17 protein-coding genes are annotated in these 16,929 nt (G+C 69.5%); 15 read left to right on the plus strand and 2 right to left on the minus strand.

All coding sequences use genetic code 11. The features are described 5' to 3' along the window. Positions 1-359: 359 nt before the first annotated feature. Both rpsT and QE388_RS15350 read right to left on the minus strand, forming a co-directional pair. Complete coding sequence (gene rpsT, locus QE388_RS15345; RefSeq protein ID WP_307386218.1) at positions 360-620, minus strand: 30S ribosomal protein S20; 261 nt, start codon at positions 618-620, stop codon at positions 360-362. A 118-nt stretch (positions 621-738) separates the two neighbouring features. After that, positions 739-1,461: an alpha/beta fold hydrolase gene (locus QE388_RS15350; protein WP_307386220.1), complete on the minus strand. Its 723-nt coding sequence runs from the start codon at positions 1,459-1,461 to the stop codon at positions 739-741. Positions 1,462-1,525: 64 nt separating this feature from the next. Between QE388_RS15350 and lepA the strand changes: the two genes are divergently transcribed. The 15 genes from lepA to QE388_RS15425 all read left to right on the plus strand — a co-directional run bounded on the left by lepA (position 1,526) and on the right by QE388_RS15425 (position 16,897). Further along, entirely contained in the window at positions 1,526-3,385 is a 1,860-nt protein-coding gene (gene lepA / locus QE388_RS15355) for a translation elongation factor 4 (RefSeq protein WP_307386222.1), read from the plus strand. 13 nt (positions 3,386-3,398) lie between these two features. After that, positions 3,399-4,043 carry a DUF1990 family protein gene (locus QE388_RS15360; RefSeq protein WP_307386224.1) on the plus strand — a complete coding sequence of 215 codons (645 nt, stop codon included), beginning with the start codon at positions 3,399-3,401 and terminating at the stop codon, positions 4,041-4,043. Continuing rightward, positions 4,043-5,260: a radical SAM family heme chaperone HemW gene (gene hemW / locus QE388_RS15365; RefSeq protein WP_307386227.1), complete on the plus strand. Its 1,218-nt coding sequence runs from the start codon at positions 4,043-4,045 to the stop codon at positions 5,258-5,260. Before QE388_RS15360 ends, hemW begins: the two co-directional genes overlap by 1 nt. Positions 5,261-5,375: 115 nt before the next feature. After that, complete coding sequence (gene hrcA / locus QE388_RS15370) at positions 5,376-6,416, plus strand: heat-inducible transcriptional repressor HrcA (protein WP_275796596.1); 1,041 nt, start codon at positions 5,376-5,378, stop codon at positions 6,414-6,416. A 75-nt stretch (positions 6,417-6,491) separates the two neighbouring features. Then, complete coding sequence (gene dnaJ, locus QE388_RS15375; RefSeq protein ID WP_275796598.1) at positions 6,492-7,613, plus strand: molecular chaperone DnaJ; 1,122 nt, start codon at positions 6,492-6,494, stop codon at positions 7,611-7,613. 2 nt (positions 7,614-7,615) lie between these two features. Further along, positions 7,616-8,350 carry a 16S rRNA (uracil(1498)-N(3))-methyltransferase gene (locus QE388_RS15380; protein WP_307386230.1) on the plus strand — a complete coding sequence of 245 codons (735 nt, stop codon included), beginning with the start codon at positions 7,616-7,618 and terminating at the stop codon, positions 8,348-8,350. 162 nt (positions 8,351-8,512) lie between these two features. Continuing rightward, positions 8,513-8,860, plus strand: a complete 348-nt coding sequence (locus QE388_RS15385; RefSeq protein WP_307386232.1) for an HIT domain-containing protein — start codon at positions 8,513-8,515, stop codon at positions 8,858-8,860. Between the two features lie 49 nt (positions 8,861-8,909). Continuing rightward, positions 8,910-9,935: a PhoH family protein gene (locus tag QE388_RS15390; protein ID WP_307387158.1), complete on the plus strand. Its 1,026-nt coding sequence runs from the start codon at positions 8,910-8,912 to the stop codon at positions 9,933-9,935. Then, complete coding sequence (ybeY, locus tag QE388_RS15395) at positions 9,932-10,399, plus strand: rRNA maturation RNase YbeY (RefSeq protein ID WP_058595589.1); 468 nt, start codon at positions 9,932-9,934, stop codon at positions 10,397-10,399. Before QE388_RS15390 ends, ybeY begins: the two co-directional genes overlap by 4 nt. Next, positions 10,396-11,700: a hemolysin family protein gene (locus tag QE388_RS15400; protein ID WP_307386234.1), complete on the plus strand. Its 1,305-nt coding sequence runs from the start codon at positions 10,396-10,398 to the stop codon at positions 11,698-11,700. Before ybeY ends, QE388_RS15400 begins: the two co-directional genes overlap by 4 nt. Continuing rightward, positions 11,697-12,590, plus strand: a complete 894-nt coding sequence (era, locus tag QE388_RS15405; protein WP_307386235.1) for a GTPase Era — start codon at positions 11,697-11,699, stop codon at positions 12,588-12,590. The genes QE388_RS15400 and era overlap by 4 nt, the downstream gene beginning before the upstream one ends. Positions 12,591-12,622: 32 nt before the next feature. Continuing rightward, positions 12,623-13,570, plus strand: a complete 948-nt coding sequence (locus tag QE388_RS15410) for an NADP-dependent oxidoreductase (RefSeq protein ID WP_307386237.1) — start codon at positions 12,623-12,625, stop codon at positions 13,568-13,570. Continuing rightward, a complete protein-coding gene (locus tag QE388_RS15415) occupies positions 13,567-14,154 on the plus strand; it encodes a GNAT family N-acetyltransferase (protein WP_307386239.1) in 588 nt (195 codons plus the stop codon). Before QE388_RS15410 ends, QE388_RS15415 begins: the two co-directional genes overlap by 4 nt. A gap of 170 nt (positions 14,155-14,324) precedes the next feature. Continuing rightward, positions 14,325-16,085: a 2-isopropylmalate synthase gene (gene leuA, locus QE388_RS15420; RefSeq protein ID WP_307386241.1), complete on the plus strand. Its 1,761-nt coding sequence runs from the start codon at positions 14,325-14,327 to the stop codon at positions 16,083-16,085. 23 nt (positions 16,086-16,108) lie between these two features. Next, on the plus strand, positions 16,109-16,897 hold the full coding sequence (locus QE388_RS15425) for a methyltransferase domain-containing protein (protein ID WP_307386242.1): 789 nt from the start codon (positions 16,109-16,111) through the stop codon (positions 16,895-16,897). The last annotated feature ends 32 nt before the right edge of the window (positions 16,898-16,929 follow it).

A 16,929-nucleotide genomic window follows, 5' to 3' on the forward strand; every position in this document is an offset into this window, starting at 1 on the left:
CAGGGACGAGCGGAGGACCGCCGTGCGATCGGCGCCCTCCGCTGGTCCCAGATCCTCCGCCGGGCACGCGAGCCCACGCACCTCCGGGAGCGCTCCAGGCCGCGCGGCCTCGATGACGCGCACGCCGCCGAAGTGACGAGGGGAGGGGCAGGGACGAGCGGAGGACCACCCGGCGATCAACCTCCTCCGCTGGTCCCAGATCCTCCGTGGAGCACACGAAGCCCACGCCACCGCCGCGGGAGGCCGCCGGAGAACACGGGCCGCCGCGCAGCCGCGAAGCCGCAGCCACGAACGCCCCCCCCCGAAAACGACGAAGCCCGCCCCGCGCGATGCGGGACGGGCTGTCGAGGTACGGCGGCTCAGAGAGCGGCGACCGACTTCGCGATGGCCGACTTGCGGTTCGCGGCCTGGTTCTGGTGGATGACACCCTTGCTCACGGCCTTGTCGAGCTTCTTGGTCGCGGTGGCGAGCGCCTTCTCGGCGGCTTCCTTGTCACCGGCCAGGACGGCCTCACGGGTGCGACGCACGTGCGTCTTCAGCTCGCTCTTGACGGCCTTGTTGCGCTCGCGCGCCTTCTCGTTGGTCTTGTTGCGCTTGATCTGCGACTTGATGTTCGCCACGTCGACGGTCTTTCGTTTGAGTGAGTGTTGGAAGTGCCGGGCGAGCGGTAGAGGGACGCTGCACCGGCGGTCGTGGAGGTCGGGAAAAACCCCACACGCAAGCCAAGGGCCAAGCTTATCAGGTCGACGCCTCGATCGTGGTGAGCGCCACCTCCAGCAGCGCGTTGAACACCCGCGGCCGCATCGCCGTCACGAGGTGCGTGGTCCGCGGCACGACGATCAGCTCCGCGTGCGGAGCGAGCGAGACGAACAGCTTCTCGTTCACGCGCAGCTGATCCCACTGCCCGTTGATGAACCACAGCGGAACCTGGATCCGCCGGACGGATGCCAACAGGTCGAGCACCGACAGAGACGCCAGGGCCGTGTCCTGCGCGTCGAAGGCGTACCCGCCCGCGCCGAAGTCAGGCCGGGTCTCGGGCGGCAGCGTCCGATCGAGCACCCGGTTGGTGAGACCGAGACCCCGGTCCGGGAGGCTGTCGAACCGTCGCGCGAGGAAGCGGTACGCCGCGAGCCCCACACCGCGGGGGATCGAGGTGCAGGATGCCGCGATGAACGCTGCAACCGGGGGAGGGTCCTCCCGCCCGACGTACTCGATGGAGAGCAGCCCGCCCATCGAATGCCCGACGAGCAGCACGGGGCCGCGGGTCGCGGCATCCTGAACCGCCCGATCGATCGTGGCGAACGCCTCGTCGAGCGTGAACTCTTCGCCGCGCCGGGTGCCGTGCCCCGGCAGGTCGACGGCCGTCACGGGATTCCCCCGATTCTCGAGGTGTTCGACCTGCGCCCGCCACATCGTCGCCGACGTGCGGATGCCGTGCACGAGCACGACCTGGACCGTCATGGCATCCACTGTAAAAGCGACCGCGGACAGCGACGTCGGCGCGCCCCCGTAGAATCGACGGAACATGTCACCGCGCGCCCTGAAGCCCCTCGAGCCGTCTGCCACCCCGCCGGAGCAGATCCGCAACTTCTGCATCATCGCTCACATCGACCACGGCAAGTCGACGTTGGCCGACCGCATGCTGCAGATCACCGGCGTCGTCGCCGACCGCGACATGCGCGCGCAGTATCTCGACCGCATGGACATCGAGCGCGAGCGCGGCATCACGATCAAGTCGCAAGCGGTCCGGATGCCGTGGGCCCTTCGACAGGCTCAGGGACCCGAGCAGACGTTCGCCCTGAACATGATCGACACGCCCGGGCACGTCGACTTCACCTACGAGGTCAGTCGCTCGCTCGCCGCGTGCGAGGGCGCGATCCTGCTCGTCGACGCGGCGCAGGGCATCGAGGCCCAGACGCTCGCCAACCTCTACCTCGCGCTCGAGAACGATCTGACGATCATCCCGGTGCTGAACAAGATCGATCTCCCGGCGGCCGACCCCGACAAGTACGCGGCCGAGCTGGCCGGACTCATCGGCGGCAAGCCCGAAGACGTGCTGCGCGTGAGCGGCAAGACCGGCATGGGCGTCGAGGACCTCCTCGACCTCATCGTCGAGAAGATCCCGGCACCGGTCGGCAAGGCCGACGCACCCGCTCGCGCGATGATCTTCGACTCCGTCTACGACGCGTACCGCGGCGTCGTCACCTACGTCCGCATGGTCGACGGTGCCCTGTCGCCGCGCGAGCGCATCCAGATGATGTCGACCACGGCGACACACGAACTCCTCGAGATCGGTGTCTCGAGCCCCGAGCCGATCCCGACCAAGGGTCTCGGGGTGGGCGAGGTGGGCTACCTCATCACGGGTGTGAAGGACGTCCGCCAGTCGAAGGTCGGCGACACGATCACCAACCAGCGCAAGCCCGCGACCGAAGCCCTGGCCGGCTACACCGACCCGAAGCCCATGGTGTTCTCGGGCATCTACCCGATCGACGGCAGTGACTACGCGGAGCTGCGCGAAGCGCTCGACAAGCTGAAACTCTCGGACGCCTCGCTGCAGTACGAGCCCGAGACCTCGGTCGCCCTCGGCTTCGGGTTCCGCTGCGGATTCCTCGGCCTGCTGCACCTCGAGATCATCACCGAGCGCCTCTCGCGCGAGTTCGGTCTCGACCTCATCACCACGGCTCCCTCGGTCACGTACGAGGTGACCACCGACACCGGCGACACGGTCTCCGTCACGAACCCCAGCGAGTACCCCGACGGTCGCGTGGCCTCGGTGTCGGAGCCGATCGTCAAGGTCGGCATCCTGCTCCCGAAGGACTACGTCGGCACGGTCATGGAGCTCTGCCAGTCGCGCCGCGGAACCCTGCTCGGTATGGAGTACCTCAGCGAAGACCGCGTCGAGCTGCGCTACCACATGCCCCTCGGCGAGATCGTGTTCGACTTCTTCGATCACCTCAAGTCCCGCACGCAGGGCTACGCGAGCCTCGACTACGAACCGGCCGGTCAGCAGACCGCCGACCTCGTGAAGGTCGACATCCTGCTCCAGGGCGAGAAGGTCGACGCGTTCAGCTCGATCGTCCACCGCGAGAAGGCCTACGCGTACGGCACTCTCATGGCCGAGCGCCTGCGCAAGCTCATCCCGCGCCAGCAGTTCGAGGTGCCCATCCAGGCCGCGATCGGCGCGCGCATCATCGCGCGCGAGACGATCCGCGCCATCCGTAAAGACGTCCTCGCCAAGTGCTACGGCGGTGACATCACCCGAAAGCGCAAGCTCCTCGAAAAGCAGAAAGAGGGCAAGAAGCGCATGAAGATGGTGGGCCGGGTCGAGGTGCCGCAGGAGGCGTTCATCGCCGCCCTGTCGGGAGACGTCGAGGCCAAGAAGTAGAACGGGAGGCATCATGCGTCGGCAGAACTTCACCGATGACACGGTCGACTACGCCGCCGTCGGCGCCACCCAGGCGCACGACCTGATGCAGTACCCGCCGGAGCACTCGGTCCCCGCCGAAGACGCGTGGCGGATCGGCAGCGGCGAGGAGCGCTTCGCCGCGGCCAGCGAACTGCTGCTGTCGTGGGCTCCGCTGCGTTCGGGCGATCTGAGCATCAGCGATGTGCGTCCGGCATCCGGAGGCGGATACTCCGGCGTGGGGTTCGACGCCGACGGGGCACCCATCGCTCCGAGCAGCCTCGAGCCCGAGCAGCGCTTCGCCGCCGACGGCACGCCGTTCGTCAGCCCCGGTACGGGAGTACGCCTGCACGGCAAGGTCGACGGGCACCGCGCCGACGCCGAGCTGCGCGTCATCTCGGTCTTCGAAGAGCCCCGGCGCGTCGGCTTCATCCTCGGCACCGTCGGGCACTCGAACGTGAGCGGCGAGGAGCTTTTCATCGTCGAGTGGCGCGACAACGACGAGGTGTGGTTCGTGGTCCGCGCGTTCGACCGGCCGACCGTGCCCTCGTACCGTCTGTTCACGAGCCGCCTCCGCCGCCGTCGGCGGGCGCTCTTCACGCAGTACCTGCGCGCGATCTCTCCGCTGTACACGTCCTGATGGGCGGACCCCTTCCCCTCGGAGACCCCGCTCCCGCCGATGGGCGATTGCCCGACGACCTGACGATCGATCCGACGACGGACTTCGGCGTCTACCTGCACGTGCCGTTCTGCCGCGTTCGCTGCGGATACTGCGACTTCAACACCTACACCGCGAGCGAGCTCCGCGGAGCGCGGCAAGACGACTTCGCCGACACACTCGCGGCCGAGGTGCGCCTGGCGGGCAGGGTGATGGATGCCGCGGGCCCCCGCCGCATGGCATCCACGGTGTTCTTCGGGGGAGGCACGCCGACCCTGCTGCCGCCCGGCGACCTCGCGCGGATGCTCGACGCGGTACGGACTGAGTTCGGCATCACCGACGGCGCCGAGATCACCGTGGAGGCCAACCCCGACACGGTCGACGATGCCGTGATGGAGACGCTGGCGGCCGCCGGAGTGACCCGCGTGTCGGTCGGAATGCAGTCGGCTCGACCGCACGTCCTGGCGGCTCTTGACCGGACGCACGACCCCGCGAATGTCGCGACCGCAGTCGCGTCCGCCCGCCGAGCCGGCCTCGATGTCTCGCTCGACCTCATCTACGGCGCACCGGGGGAGTCTCTCGACGATTGGCGCGCATCGCTCGAAGCGGCCTCGGTCCTCGAGCCCGACCACATCTCGGCCTACGCTCTCATCGTCGAAGACGGCACGAAGCTCGTGCGACAGATCCGCTCGGGCGCGGTCGCCATGCCGGATGACGACCTGCAGGCCGACATGTACGAGCTCGCCGACGAGGTGCTCGCCGCCGCCGGGTACGACTGGTACGAGGTGTCGAACTGGTCGCGGGGCGTCGCCCACCGTTCGCGGCACAATCTCGCGTACTGGCGGGGGACCGACTGGTGGGGCTTCGGCCCCGGTGCCCACAGCCACGTCGCGGGACTCCGCTGGTGGAACGTCAAGCACCCGGCCGCGTACGCGCAGCGTCTGGCCGCCGACGAGTCGCCCGCCGCTGCGCGAGAGCGGCCCGACGAAACGGCTCGGCGTCTCGAATCTGTGCTGCTGCGCAGCCGGATCCGCGAGGGTCTGGCGGTGTCGGAGCTGCACGGCGAGGGCCGCAAGGCCGTGGCCTCCCTCATCGCCGACGGTCTCGTCGAGGGTCCGGATGCCGTGCGCGGGCGCATCGTCCTCACCCGGCGCGGGCGCCTCCTCGCGGATGCCGTCGTACGGGCCCTCACCGCCTGACGCTGCCCGCAGTCGGGCCGAGTCCACGGCATCCGCGAGCCCCCGGCGACGACGCGCGCCGATCCCGTAGAATTGGCACTCACGACTTCGGAGTGCCAAACGGGAGGAGCAGCTCATGGTGTCGGAACGCGGCCTTCAGGTGCTCCGCGCGATCGTGCAGGACTACGTCGACACACGCGAGCCGGTCGGCAGCAAGGCCATCGTCGATCGTCACGCGTTCGGGGTGTCGGCCGCGACCATCCGCAACGACATGGCGCTGCTCGAAGACGAAGAGCTCATCGTCGCGCCGCACACCTCCTCGGGCCGCGTCCCCACGGACAAGGGGTATCGGGTCTTCGTCGACCACCTCGCCGAGCTGCGCCCGCTCTCGAGTGCCCAGCGCAGCGCGATCACCTCGTTCCTCGACCAGGCGGGCGACCTCGACGACCTGCTCGCGCGGACGGTGCGCGCACTGACGCAGTTGACCGGTCAGGTCGCGATCGTGCAGTACCCGTCGTTCGCGCGGGCGAACGTCACTCACGTCGAGCTCGTCGCGCTCGGCGGGCCGCGCGTGCTCGTCATCCTCGTCACCGACACCGGGCGCGTCTCGCAGCGGATCGCGCTCGTCCCGGCCGAACCCGCCGAGCCCGAGATCGTGCAGCTGCGCGCGCGGGTGGGTGCCGTGCTGGTCGGGCGGAGCGTCGCCGACAGCGTCCAGCGAGTGGCCGACGCCCTCGCCGACGGACCGCGCCCGGGCGTCGCCATCGACGCGATCGCCGACGCGGTACTGCGCGTGGTGGGCGAAGAGCTCGAGGAGTTCCGCCAGGATCGCCTCGTGATGGCGGGAGCGGCGACCCTCGCCAAGCGCGAGCAGGACTTCCGTGGCAGCATCTACCCGCTGCTCGAGGCCATCGAGGAGCAGGTGACGCTCCTGCGCCTCATGAGCGAGATGGTCGCGGACGACAAGGGCCTCTCGGCCAGCATCGGCCGCGAGAACGAGCCGTTCGGTCTCATCGAGGCGTCCGTCCTCGCGAGCCGGTACGACGGCTCCGCCGGCGGCGCGCGGGTGGGTCTGCTCGGCCCCACCCGCATGGACTACTCCTCCAACCTCGCGGCGGTCCGCGCCGTCGCGCACTATCTGACCCGGATGCTCGAAGACGACGACAGTTCCCGCTGACGACGAGCGCGACGAACCCCCCGCGACGAGCACCCCACCGAGAACGATCCCGCGCAAGCGGGCAGGAAGGCGACTGTGGCTGACCACTACGAGGTCCTGGGCGTCGAGCGCGACGCCAGCCCCGAAGACATCAAGAAGGCGTACCGACGCCTGGCGCGCCAACTGCACCCCGACGTGAACCCCGGAGAAGACGCGTCCGAGCGCTTCAAGCTCGTCACGCACGCTTACGACGTGCTCAGCGACCCCGAGCAGCGCCGTCGCTACGACATGGGCGGCGACCAGAACCCCTTCGGCGGCGGGGGAGCGGGCGGCTTCGGCGGTTTCAGCGACATCTTCGAGACCTTCTTCGGCGGAGCTCAGGGCGGCGGGGGCCGCGGGCCGAGGCCCCGTTCACGGCGTGAGCGCGGTCAGGACGCGCTCGTGCGCGTGACCCTCAGCCTCGGCGATGTCGTGTTCGGCGTGCATCGCGACCTCGAGGTCGACACCGCCGTGCTGTGCGAGACGTGCCAGGGCGCGTGCACGGCTCCGGGCACGAGCGAGGTCACGTGCGACATCTGCCACGGCTCGGGCCACGTGCAGCGCACGGTCCGCAGCCTCCTCGGCAATGTCGTCACCAGCCAGCCCTGCAACGTCTGCCAGGGTCACGGCACGACCATTCCCTACCCGTGCAACACCTGCCAGGGCCAGGGACGCGTTCGCGCGCGCCGCACCGTCTCCGTCGACATCCCCGCCGGCGTCGAATCGGGTCTGCGTCTGCAGCTCCCGGGCTCGGGCGAGGTGGGTCCCGCCGGCGGCCCCAACGGCGACCTGTACATCGAGGTCACCGTCGAGGCGCACGAGGCCTTCAGCCGCGAGGGTGACGACCTGCTCGCCACGCTTGAGGTCTCGATGCCGGACGCCATCCTCGGCACGACCACGACGATCGAGTCGCTCGACGGGACCGTCGACCTCGAAGTGCGTCCCGGCGTCCAGTCGGGCGACGTGCTGACGATCAAGAACCGCGGCATCACCCCGCTGCGCGGAAGCCAGCGCGGCGACCTCAAGGTGGGCGTGCAGGTGGTCACCCCGACGCGCCTCGATCACAAGGAGCGCGCCCTCATCGAGGAGTTCGCGAAGCGGACGAGGGCCCCGAAGCCCCGCCTGGCCGAGCACCAGCAGGGCATGTTCGCGAAGTTCCGCGATCGTTTCCGGCACTGACCGTGGCTCTGCATTTCGTCACCGACGAGGCGGCATCCGCTCAGCTCGGTGACATCGTCGAACTCACCGGCTCTGAGGCGCACCACGCGGCCGCGGTGCGTCGGGTGCGCGTCGACGAAGCCGTGACGCTGGGGGATGGGCGGGGGACGTGGCTCTCGGGCCTCGTGACCGGGGCGTCGCCGAAGCAGGTCGACGTCCGGGTCACCGGCCGCGACGAGGTGCCCGCGCCGAGTCCGCGCTTCGTCCTCGTCCAGGCGCTCGCCAAGGGCGACCGCGACGAGCTCGCGGTCCAGGCGGCCACCGAACTCGGCGTCGACGCCATCGTGCCCTGGCAGGCCTCTCGGAGCGTGTCGCGCTGGGATGCCAAGGCCGAAAAGGGCCTCGCCCGCTGGCGGACCATTGTGCGTGAGGCCGCGAAGCAGGCGCATCGCGCCTGGATCCCCGAGGTCGAGGGCGTGGCGCGCACAGCGGATCTCGTCCGGCTCGCCGCGACGTCGCAGGTGCTGGTGCTCGAGCCGTCGGCATCCGCTCGCCTCACCGCCGCCGCGACGGAGGCGTCGGACGGTCGCGACGTCGTGCTCGTGGTCGGCCCCGAGGGCGGGATTGCCCCCGAGGAGCTCTCGGCGCTCGCGGACGCCGGCGCACGGCTCGTGCGGCTCGGCGACACGGTCTTGCGCACCTCCACCGCGGGGGCCGCGGCGATCTCGGTGCTCTCGGCGGCGCACGGTCGCTGGTGAGCGGGGCGCGTCCCTGGTTTGGGGCGCGTTCTTCCGTTTGGGGCGCGGTAGTTCACGCCCCAAACGGTGAAATGCGCCCCAAACGCCGGAAGCCGGTCGCGCGCCGTGGGGAGGTGGGATCGGTCCGCCCCGGTGTCGGAGGCCGTCGATAGACTGGATGCCATGAGCGAACCCTCCGTTTTCACGCGCATCCTGCAGGGCGAGATCCCGGCCGAGATCGTGGCCGAGACGGAGAACGTCTTCGCGATCCGCGATATCGCTCCGCAGGCGCCGGTGCATCTGCTCGTCATCCCGAAGACCGCCGAATACCGGAACGTGGTCGAGCTCGCGGCGGGCGACCCCGACCTCCTGAGCGAAGTCATCGGGCTGGCCAACACGGTGGCCGCCGAGCACGCCGACGGAGATTTCCGTCTCATCTTCAACACCGGCGAGGGTGCCGGTCAGACCGTCTTCCATGTGCACGCCCACGTCCTCGCGGGCGGCCTGAACGAAAAGAGCCTGGGTGGCTGATTCCCCCGAAGAACACGTCGTCGACCGCATCGAGGTCGATGGCGTCGCCATGGTGCAACTCCTCGGCCCGCAGGATCGTCTCCTGCGCGTGGTCGAGAAAGAGCACCCCGACGTCGACGTGCACGTGCGCGGCAACGAGGTCACGCTGTCCGGGGCTCCGGGCGCCGTGCGCGCGGCGCGCGGCCTCGTCGACGAGCTGCTCGCGATGACGCGCTCCGGCCAGGGGCTCGACCCGGCCGACGTGTCGAGTTCGAACCGCATGCTGCGCTCCGACGGCGGTCCCCGTCCGTCCGAGGTGATGGGCGAGGCGATCCTGTCGTCGCGCGGCAAGGTCATCCGCCCGAAGACCGCCGGGCAGAAGGCCTACGTCGACGCGATCGAAGAGAACACCATCGTGTTCGGCATCGGTCCCGCCGGGACGGGCAAGACCTACCTCGCGATGGCGAAGGCCGTGCAGGCGCTGCAGCGCAAAGAGGTCAGCCGCATCATCCTCACCCGCCCGGCCGTCGAGGCGGGGGAGCGTCTGGGCTTCCTGCCCGGCACCCTGACCGACAAGATCGATCCGTACCTCCGGCCGCTCTACGACGCTCTCAACGAGATGATGGACCCCGACATCGTCCCCAAGCTCATGGCGACGGGAACCATCGAGGTCGCGCCCCTGGCGTACATGCGCGGGCGGACGCTGAACGATTCGTTCGTCGTGCTCGACGAGGCCCAGAACACCACGCCCGAGCAGATGAAGATGTTCCTTACGCGTCTCGGGTTCGGCACACGCATGGTCGTGACGGGCGACATCACGCAGATCGACCTCCCGCAGGGGGCGTCGGGTCTCCGCCTGGTCACGCGAGTGCTGAGCAACATCGACGACATCCACTTCGCGTACCTGACGAGCGACGACGTCGTTCGTCACACGCTCGTCGGTCGCATCGTCGACGCGTACAGCGAGTACGACGAGAAGCGCCTCGTCGCTCGACGCGAGCGCGACGAAGCCACCGAGTTCGCCAACCGTGCGGAGCGACGCGGCCCCCGTGCCGCGGGTCCCCGCGATCACCTCCCGAGACGAAACCGTTCATGACGATCGAGATCAATAACGAATCCGGCTACGAGATCGACGAGCAGGTCCTGCTGCGTCTGATGGAGTACAACCTCGCGGAGCTCCACGTGAGCGCCGACGCCGACGTCGCCATCGTGCTCGTCGACGAGGGCGCGATGGAGTCGCTCCACGTGCAGTGGATGGACGAGCCGGGTCCCACCGACGTCCTGAGCTTCCCGATGGACGAGCTCCGCCCGGGATCCGAAGACGCGCCGACGCCCGCGGGACTCCTCGGCGACATCGTGCTGTGCCCCTCCGTGGCCGAAGCGCAGGCCGTGACGGCCAAGCACTCGACCCAGGATGAGCTGATCCTGCTCACCACGCACGGCCTGCTCCACCTGCTCGGCTTCGACCACGCCGAGCCCGACGAAGAGCGCGAGATGTTCGGCCTGCAGCGGGAGCTCATCAGCGGTTTCCAGGCCGTCGAGCGCCGCCGCCGCGCATGACCGAGGCCCTCCTTCTCGTCGCGGCGCTGCTTCTCGTCGCCTTCGGCGGCTTGATGGCGGCGTCCGAGGCCGCGCTCGGAGTGACCTCGCGCACCGACCTGCTCGAACTGGGCTCGTCGGGCCGGAACGCCCGCGCTCTGCAGCGCATCGCCGACGATCCGAGCGCCCACATCACGGCGGTGGGGTTCATCCGCGTCCTGGCCGAGACCACGGCGGCGGTGCTGGTGACCGCGGCCTTCGTGCTGCTGTTCGACAACATCTGGCTGGCGGTCGCGGCGGCCGCGGTCCTGATGACGGGGATCTCGTTCGTGGCGGTCGGAGCGAGCCCCCGCTCGGTCGGGCGCCAGCACGCCCGCGGTCTTCTGACCGGGGGAGCGCCGCTCATCCGGGGCATGCGCATCATCCTGGGTCCGCTCGCGCACGGCCTGGTGTCGGTCGGCAACCGCGTCACGCCGGGCCTGTCGCAGTCGACCTCGTTCGCGTCCGAGGAGCAGCTGCTCAGCATCATCGACGAGGCCGCCGAGAACGAGCTCATCGAAGAAGACGACCGCGAGCTGATCCACTCGGTGTTCGACTTCACCGACCGCTACGTGCGCGAGGTGATGGTGCCGCGCACCGATATGGTGACCGTGGATGCCGCGGCGAGCTCGCGCGAAGCCCTCGCGCTGTTCCTCGAGAAAGGCGTGTCGCGCGTTCCCCTCGCCGACGACGAGGCCGACGACGTCGTGGGCATGCTCTATCTCAAAGACCTGGTCCAGTTCGGCTTCCGCGACGAGGCCGGCTGGCGTGACGCTCCGATCCGGCGCATCGCTCGACCGGCCGTGTTCGTACCCGAGTCCATGAAGGCCGAGACGCTGCTGCAGCAGATGAAGCGCGATGCCGTCCACGTGTGTCTCGCGGTCGACGAATACGGCGGGATCTCCGGCCTGGTCACCCTCGAAGACCTCATCGAAGAGCTCGTGGGTGAGATCGCAGACGAGTACGACGCTCCGTCGACCGAGGTCGTCCCCCTCGACGACGGCCGCTACCGGGTCAACGCGCGACTCGGACTCGACGAGGTCGGCGACCTGTTCGGCCTCGAGCTCGACGACGAAGACGTCGACTCGATCGGTGGCCTTCTGGGCAAGGCTCTGGGCCGTATCCCGCAACCCGGGGCCACGGCCGAGCATTCTGGTCTCGTGATGACCGGGGGAGCCTCGCGGGGCCGCAACCGCGGCATCGCGACGGTCATCGTGGAACGCGCCGAGCCGGAGGACGACGAAACCGACGCGGAGACCGCGCGCGAGAGGAACGACAGATGAGCGACACCCGATCCGGCTTCGTGACCTTCGTGGGGCGACCCAACGTCGGCAAGTCGACGCTGACCAACGCCCTCGTCGGCGAGAAGGTCGCCATCACCAGCGACAAGCCGCAGACCACCCGCCGGGCGATCCGCGGGATCGTCAACCGACCGGGCGGCCAGCTCGTGGTCGTCGACACCCCTGGCATCCATCGTCCGCGGACGCTCCTCGGTCAGCGTCTGAACGACCTCGTCGAGCAGGTGCTGGGTGACGTCGACGTCATCGCGTTCTGCGCACCCGCAACCGAGAAGGTCGGCCCGGGCGATCGACGCATCGCGGAGTCGCTGTCGGGCTACCCGCGCGCGAAGAAGGTCGCGCTGGTGACCAAGACGGACGCCGCGACGCGCGACCAGATCACGGAGCGTCTCGTCGAGGTGGATTCGCTCCGCGAGGACTGGGCCGCGGTGATCCCCCTCTCGGCCGTGACGAACGATCAGCTCGACGTGCTGAGCGACGAGCTGCTGGCCCTCATGCCCGAGGGACCCGCCCTGTACGACGCTGACATCACGACGGACGAGACCCTCGAGGACCGCATCGCCGAGATCATCCGCGAAGCGGCTCTGCACGGTGTGCGCGACGAGCTGCCCCACTCCATCGCCGTCACCATCGACGACGTCGCCCCGCGTGAGGGCAGCGATCTCACCGACGTGTGGGCCAACATCATCGTCGAGCGCGACAGCCAGAAGGCGATCATCATCGGCCGCAAGGGCACGCGTCTCGCCGACGTCGGCGCCCGGGCACGGGCGGGCATCGAACCGCTCGTCGGCGGCCGCGTCTACCTGTCGCTGCACGTGCGGGTCGCGAAAGAGTGGCAGCGCGACGCGAAGCAGCTCGGCCGACTCGGTTTCTGAGTCCGCCGACATCCACGACGAAAGGCGCGATCATGGCGAGAAGGTGGACGGCTTCGGCTCCGGGACCGATCGACACGTGGAGCTTCGACGAGGTCGACGTGGCCCCGCCCGGCCCCGGCGAGGTGACGATTCGCGTGCACGCCGCCGGCGTGAATCCCGCGGATGCCAAACACGTCGCGCAGGCGCGACCCGGGGCGACGTTCCCCGCGCCGATCGGATACGAGCTCTCCGGTGAGATCATCGCGATCGGCGCCGACGCCCTCGGCGGCTCCGGGGAACTCGCGGTCGGAGACGAGGTCGTCGCGTTCCGTGTGCAAGGCGCCTATGCGACCGAGATCACCGTGCCCGCGCGCGACGTGTTCGCGAAGCCGGCCGACCTGTCGCACCCCGAAGCGGCGAATCTGCTGCTCGCCGGAACCACCGCCGCCGAGATGATCCAGGTGACCCGGATCGTGGCCGGTGACACCGTCCTGCTGCACGCCGCCTCGGGCGCCGTGGGCGTGAGTCTGCTCCAGCAGGCGCGCGATCTCGGCGTGCGCGTGATCGGCACGGTGGGTCCGGATGCCGCAGACTCGGCCGAGCGCGTCCGTCGGTACGGCGGCATCCCCGTCGCGTACGGCGACGGGTTGCGCGAGCGCGTGGAAGACGCCGCAGGCGGAGCGCCCATCGCGGCCGCGTGGGACGCGGTCGGCACCGACGAAGCGATCGACGTCTCTCTCGCGCTCGTCGCCGAGCGCGATCGCATCGTCACGATCGTCGACCCCGAACGAGCGAAGAGCGACGGCTTCCTCTGGATCGCCGGAGCGCGGCCCGAGAGCGCCCGGTTCCGCGACATCGCTCGCGCGCGGGTTCTGGAGCTCGCGGCATCCGGTGCCCTGGAAGTGCCCCTCGCACGCACGTATCCGCTCGCCGACGCCGTCGAGGCCGTCCGATTCGTCATGACGGGTCACCCGGGCGGCAAGGTGGCGCTGATCCCGTGACCGGGTCGCCGTTCGTCCTGCCCCCGGCGCCCGAGCGCCTCGAGGTCGTGCGTGAGCGGGTGCGGTTGCGACCGGTCGTCGACGCCGATCTCGAGGCGATGGTGCGCTACCGCGGGGACGCGGACGTGTGCCGCTTCCTGCCCTTCGAGCCGCAGACGGCGGAGGACATCCGCGGACGCATCGGTCACATCTTCGGGGGCACCAGCCTCGAGGGCGAACGCGGCGGGGTCGTCCTCGCGATCGAACACGTCGCCGATGCTACGGTCATCGGCGATCTCGTGATCTTCCACCTCGACCTCGAAGCCGGATCGGCCGAGATCGGCTGGGTCGTGAGCCCGGCGGCATCCGGTCGGGGACTCGCCACCGAGGCGGTCCGCGCGCTGATCGACACCGCGTTCTCGGTGTACGGGCTCCGCCGTCTGGTCGCCCGCGTCGACGCCGACAACGCCCGCTCTCTCGCCCTCGCGGAGCGGGTGGGGATGCGACGCGAGGCCCACCTCGTCGAGAACGAGTGGTTCAAAGGGCGGTGGAGCGACGAGGTCGACTTCGGCATCCTGTCGCGCGAATGGGCGACGGGGGAGTGAACCGCCCCGCGCCGGGCTGGTACGATCGCAGAATGCGCTTCGGTGGTCTGCTTCTTCTTAGCTGCCGCGACGAGTCCTCGATCTAGGGCCATCCTCGTCGCGGAGCTCGTCGTCGGCCCCTCCTGATGCCCTTCCCGGGCGGGAACCACGAACAAGAGAAGCGACACACCATGAATAACACCCAGAAGCCCACGTCCGCTCCGGTGCACAAGTACCGTCCGTTCCACGAGCAGATCTCGGTCGACCTGCCCGACCGCACGTGGCCGAGCAAGCGCATCGAGCTCGCGCCGCGCTGGTGCGCGGTCGACCTGCGCGACGGCAACCAGGCCCTCATCGACCCGATGAGCCCCGAGCGCAAGCGCGTCATGTTCGACCTGCTCGTGAAGATGGGCTACAAGGAGATCGAGGTGGGGTTCCCGAGCGCGAGCCAGACGGACTTCGACTTCGTCCGACAGCTGATCGAAGAGAACCTCATCCCCGATGACGTCACGATCCAGGTGCTGACGCAGGCGCGCGAGCACCTGATCGCCCGCACGTACGAAGCGATCGCCGGCGCGAAGCAGGCCATCGTCCACCTGTACAACTCCACGTCCGTGCTGCAGCGCGAGGTGGTCTTCCGCACCGACCAGCAGGGCATCATCGACATCGCCCTCGAGGGTGCGCGCCTGTGCAAGAAGTACGAGGCGACGATCCCCGAGACCGAGGTGTACTACGAGTACTCGCCCGAGAGCTACACGGGCACCGAACTCGAGTTCGCGCTGCGCATCTGCAACGAGGTGCTCGAGGTCTTCCAGCCCACTCCCGAGCGCAAGGTCATCCTGAACCTGCCCGCGACCGTCGAGATGGCGACCCCCAACGTCTACGCCGACTCGATCGAGTGGATGTCGCGGAACCTCAATCACCGTGAGAACGTCATCCTGTCACTGCACCCGCACAACGACCGCGGCACCGCCGTGGCCGCCGCGGAGCTGGGTTACATGGCCGGCGCCGACCGCATCGAGGGCTGCCTGTTCGGCAACGGTGAGCGCACCGGCAATGTCGACCTGGTCGCCCTGGGCGTCAACCTGCTGACGCAGGGCATCGACCCCCAGATCGACTTCAGCGACATCGACCAGGTCAAGCGCACAGTCGAGTACTGCAACCAACTGCCCGTGCCCGAGCGCAGCCCGTGGGCCGGCGACCTCGTCTTCACCGCGTTCAGCGGTTCGCATCAGGATGCCATCAAGAAGGGGTTCGAGGCGATGGAGGCCCGCGCGGCCGCCGAGGGCAAGCACATCGACGAGATCGAGTGGGCCGTGCCGTACCTGCCGATCGATCCGAAGGACCTGGGCCGCTCGTACGAGGCCGTCATCCGTGTGAACTCGCAGTCCGGTAAGGGTGGCGTCGCGTACCTGCTGAAGGCCGACCACGCGATCGACCTCCCGCGCAAGCTGCAGATCGAGTTCTCGGGCGTCGTCCAGGCCCGCACCGACGCCGAGGGCGGCGAGGTGTCGAGCGACCAGATCTGGGACATCTTCACCGACGAGTACCTGCCCTCGAAGGATGACGACCAGCGCTGGGGCCGCTTCGAACTGCTGTCGACGCGCTCGTCGAGCGACATGTCCGGCGACGTGCACCTCGACGTCACGCTGCGCGACGGCGATTCGGCTCAGCCGGCGTCCGCCGTGGGCAACGGTCCCGTGGCGGCGTTCCTCGAGATCGTCCGCGCCCAGGGGTTCGACGTCACGCTCTACGACTACGTCGAGCACGCGCTGAGCTCGGGCGGCGACGCACAGGCAGCGGCGTACATCGAGCTGCAGGTCGACGACCAGCGCCTGTGGGGCGTCGGCATCGACAACGACATCTCGACGGCGTCGCTCAAGGCGATCGTCTCGGGCGTGAATCGCGCGATCCGCACGCGTCAGACCAGCGGCGAGCTGGCCGGCGTCTGACGCCGAGCGCGAGAGACACGGCCGTGGCCTACGCCCACGGACACCACGAGAGCGTGCTGCGTTCCCACGCGGTACGGACCGTCGCCGATTCGGCGGCCTACCTGGTGTCCTCGCTGTTCGCCGGCGCTCGCATCCTGGATGTGGGGGCCGGCCCCGGCACCATCACCGTCGACCTCGCCGACCGGGTCTTCCCGGGGCAGGTGGTCGGAGTGGATGCCGCCCCCGACGTCGTCGCGATCGCGCGCGCCGCGATCGGGGAGCGCTTGAACGTCGAGTTCCGCGTCGACGACGCGTACGCGCTCGACGCCCCCGATGCCTCCTTCGACATCGTGCACGCGCACCAGACGCTTCAGCACCTCGAGCGCCCGGTGGACGCTCTGCGCGAGTTCCGTCGCGTCGCCGGGCCCGACGGCCTGGTGGCCGTGCGTGACGTGGATTACGGCGGGGTGATCTGGCATCCGCTGATCCCCGCTCTGGATGAGTGGCTCGAGATCTATCACGGCGTGCACCGCGGAGTGTCGGGGGAGCCCGACGCGGGCCGGCGGCTCAAGGCGTGGGCTCGCGAAGCCGGGTTCACCCGCATCGAGGCGAGCGCGAGCGTCTGGGTCTTCGACACGCCGGAGAAGCGCGCGTGGTGGGGCGGGATGTGGGCCGACCGGGTGCTCGCGTCGGCCTTCGCCGAGCACGCGCGCCGACTCGGCCTCGCCGACGACGCTCAGCTCCAGCGCATCTCCGACGCGTGGCGCGAGTGGGCCGCCCACCCCGACGGGTGGATCCTCCTCCCGCACGGCGAGGTGCTCGCGCGCGCCTGAGCGGGAGCGGTACAGGGTGCGAGGATGGGACC

The organism is Microbacterium sp. SORGH_AS_0969 (assembly GCF_030818255.1).
Taxonomy (GTDB): Bacteria; Actinomycetota; Actinomycetes; order Actinomycetales; family Microbacteriaceae; genus Microbacterium.

What these genes read in the sequence shown, in the direction of transcription:
- QE388_RS15410 (WP_307386237.1), top strand. Translation starts at nt 12,623, where the DNA reads ATGGCGAGAAGGTGGACGGCTTCGGCTCCGGGACCGATCGACACGTGG.
- ybeY (WP_058595589.1), top strand. Translation starts at nt 9,932, where the DNA reads ATGACGATCGAGATCAATAACGAATCCGGCTACGAGATCGACGAGCAG.
- lepA (WP_307386222.1), top strand. Translation starts at nt 1,526, where the DNA reads ATGTCACCGCGCGCCCTGAAGCCCCTCGAGCCGTCTGCCACCCCGCCG.
- QE388_RS15390 (WP_307387158.1), top strand. Translation starts at nt 8,910, where the DNA reads ATGGTGCAACTCCTCGGCCCGCAGGATCGTCTCCTGCGCGTGGTCGAG.
- QE388_RS15400 (WP_307386234.1), top strand. Translation starts at nt 10,396, where the DNA reads ATGACCGAGGCCCTCCTTCTCGTCGCGGCGCTGCTTCTCGTCGCCTTC.
- hrcA (WP_275796596.1), top strand. Translation starts at nt 5,376, where the DNA reads ATGGTGTCGGAACGCGGCCTTCAGGTGCTCCGCGCGATCGTGCAGGAC.
- era (WP_307386235.1), top strand. Translation starts at nt 11,697, where the DNA reads ATGAGCGACACCCGATCCGGCTTCGTGACCTTCGTGGGGCGACCCAAC.
- QE388_RS15385 (WP_307386232.1), top strand. Translation starts at nt 8,513, where the DNA reads ATGAGCGAACCCTCCGTTTTCACGCGCATCCTGCAGGGCGAGATCCCG.
- leuA (WP_307386241.1), top strand. Translation starts at nt 14,325, where the DNA reads ATGAATAACACCCAGAAGCCCACGTCCGCTCCGGTGCACAAGTACCGT.
- QE388_RS15360 (WP_307386224.1), top strand. Translation starts at nt 3,399, where the DNA reads ATGCGTCGGCAGAACTTCACCGATGACACGGTCGACTACGCCGCCGTC.
- hemW (WP_307386227.1), top strand. Translation starts at nt 4,043, where the DNA reads ATGGGCGGACCCCTTCCCCTCGGAGACCCCGCTCCCGCCGATGGGCGA.
- QE388_RS15350 (WP_307386220.1), bottom strand. Translation starts at nt 1,461, where the DNA reads ATGACGGTCCAGGTCGTGCTCGTGCACGGCATCCGCACGTCGGCGACG.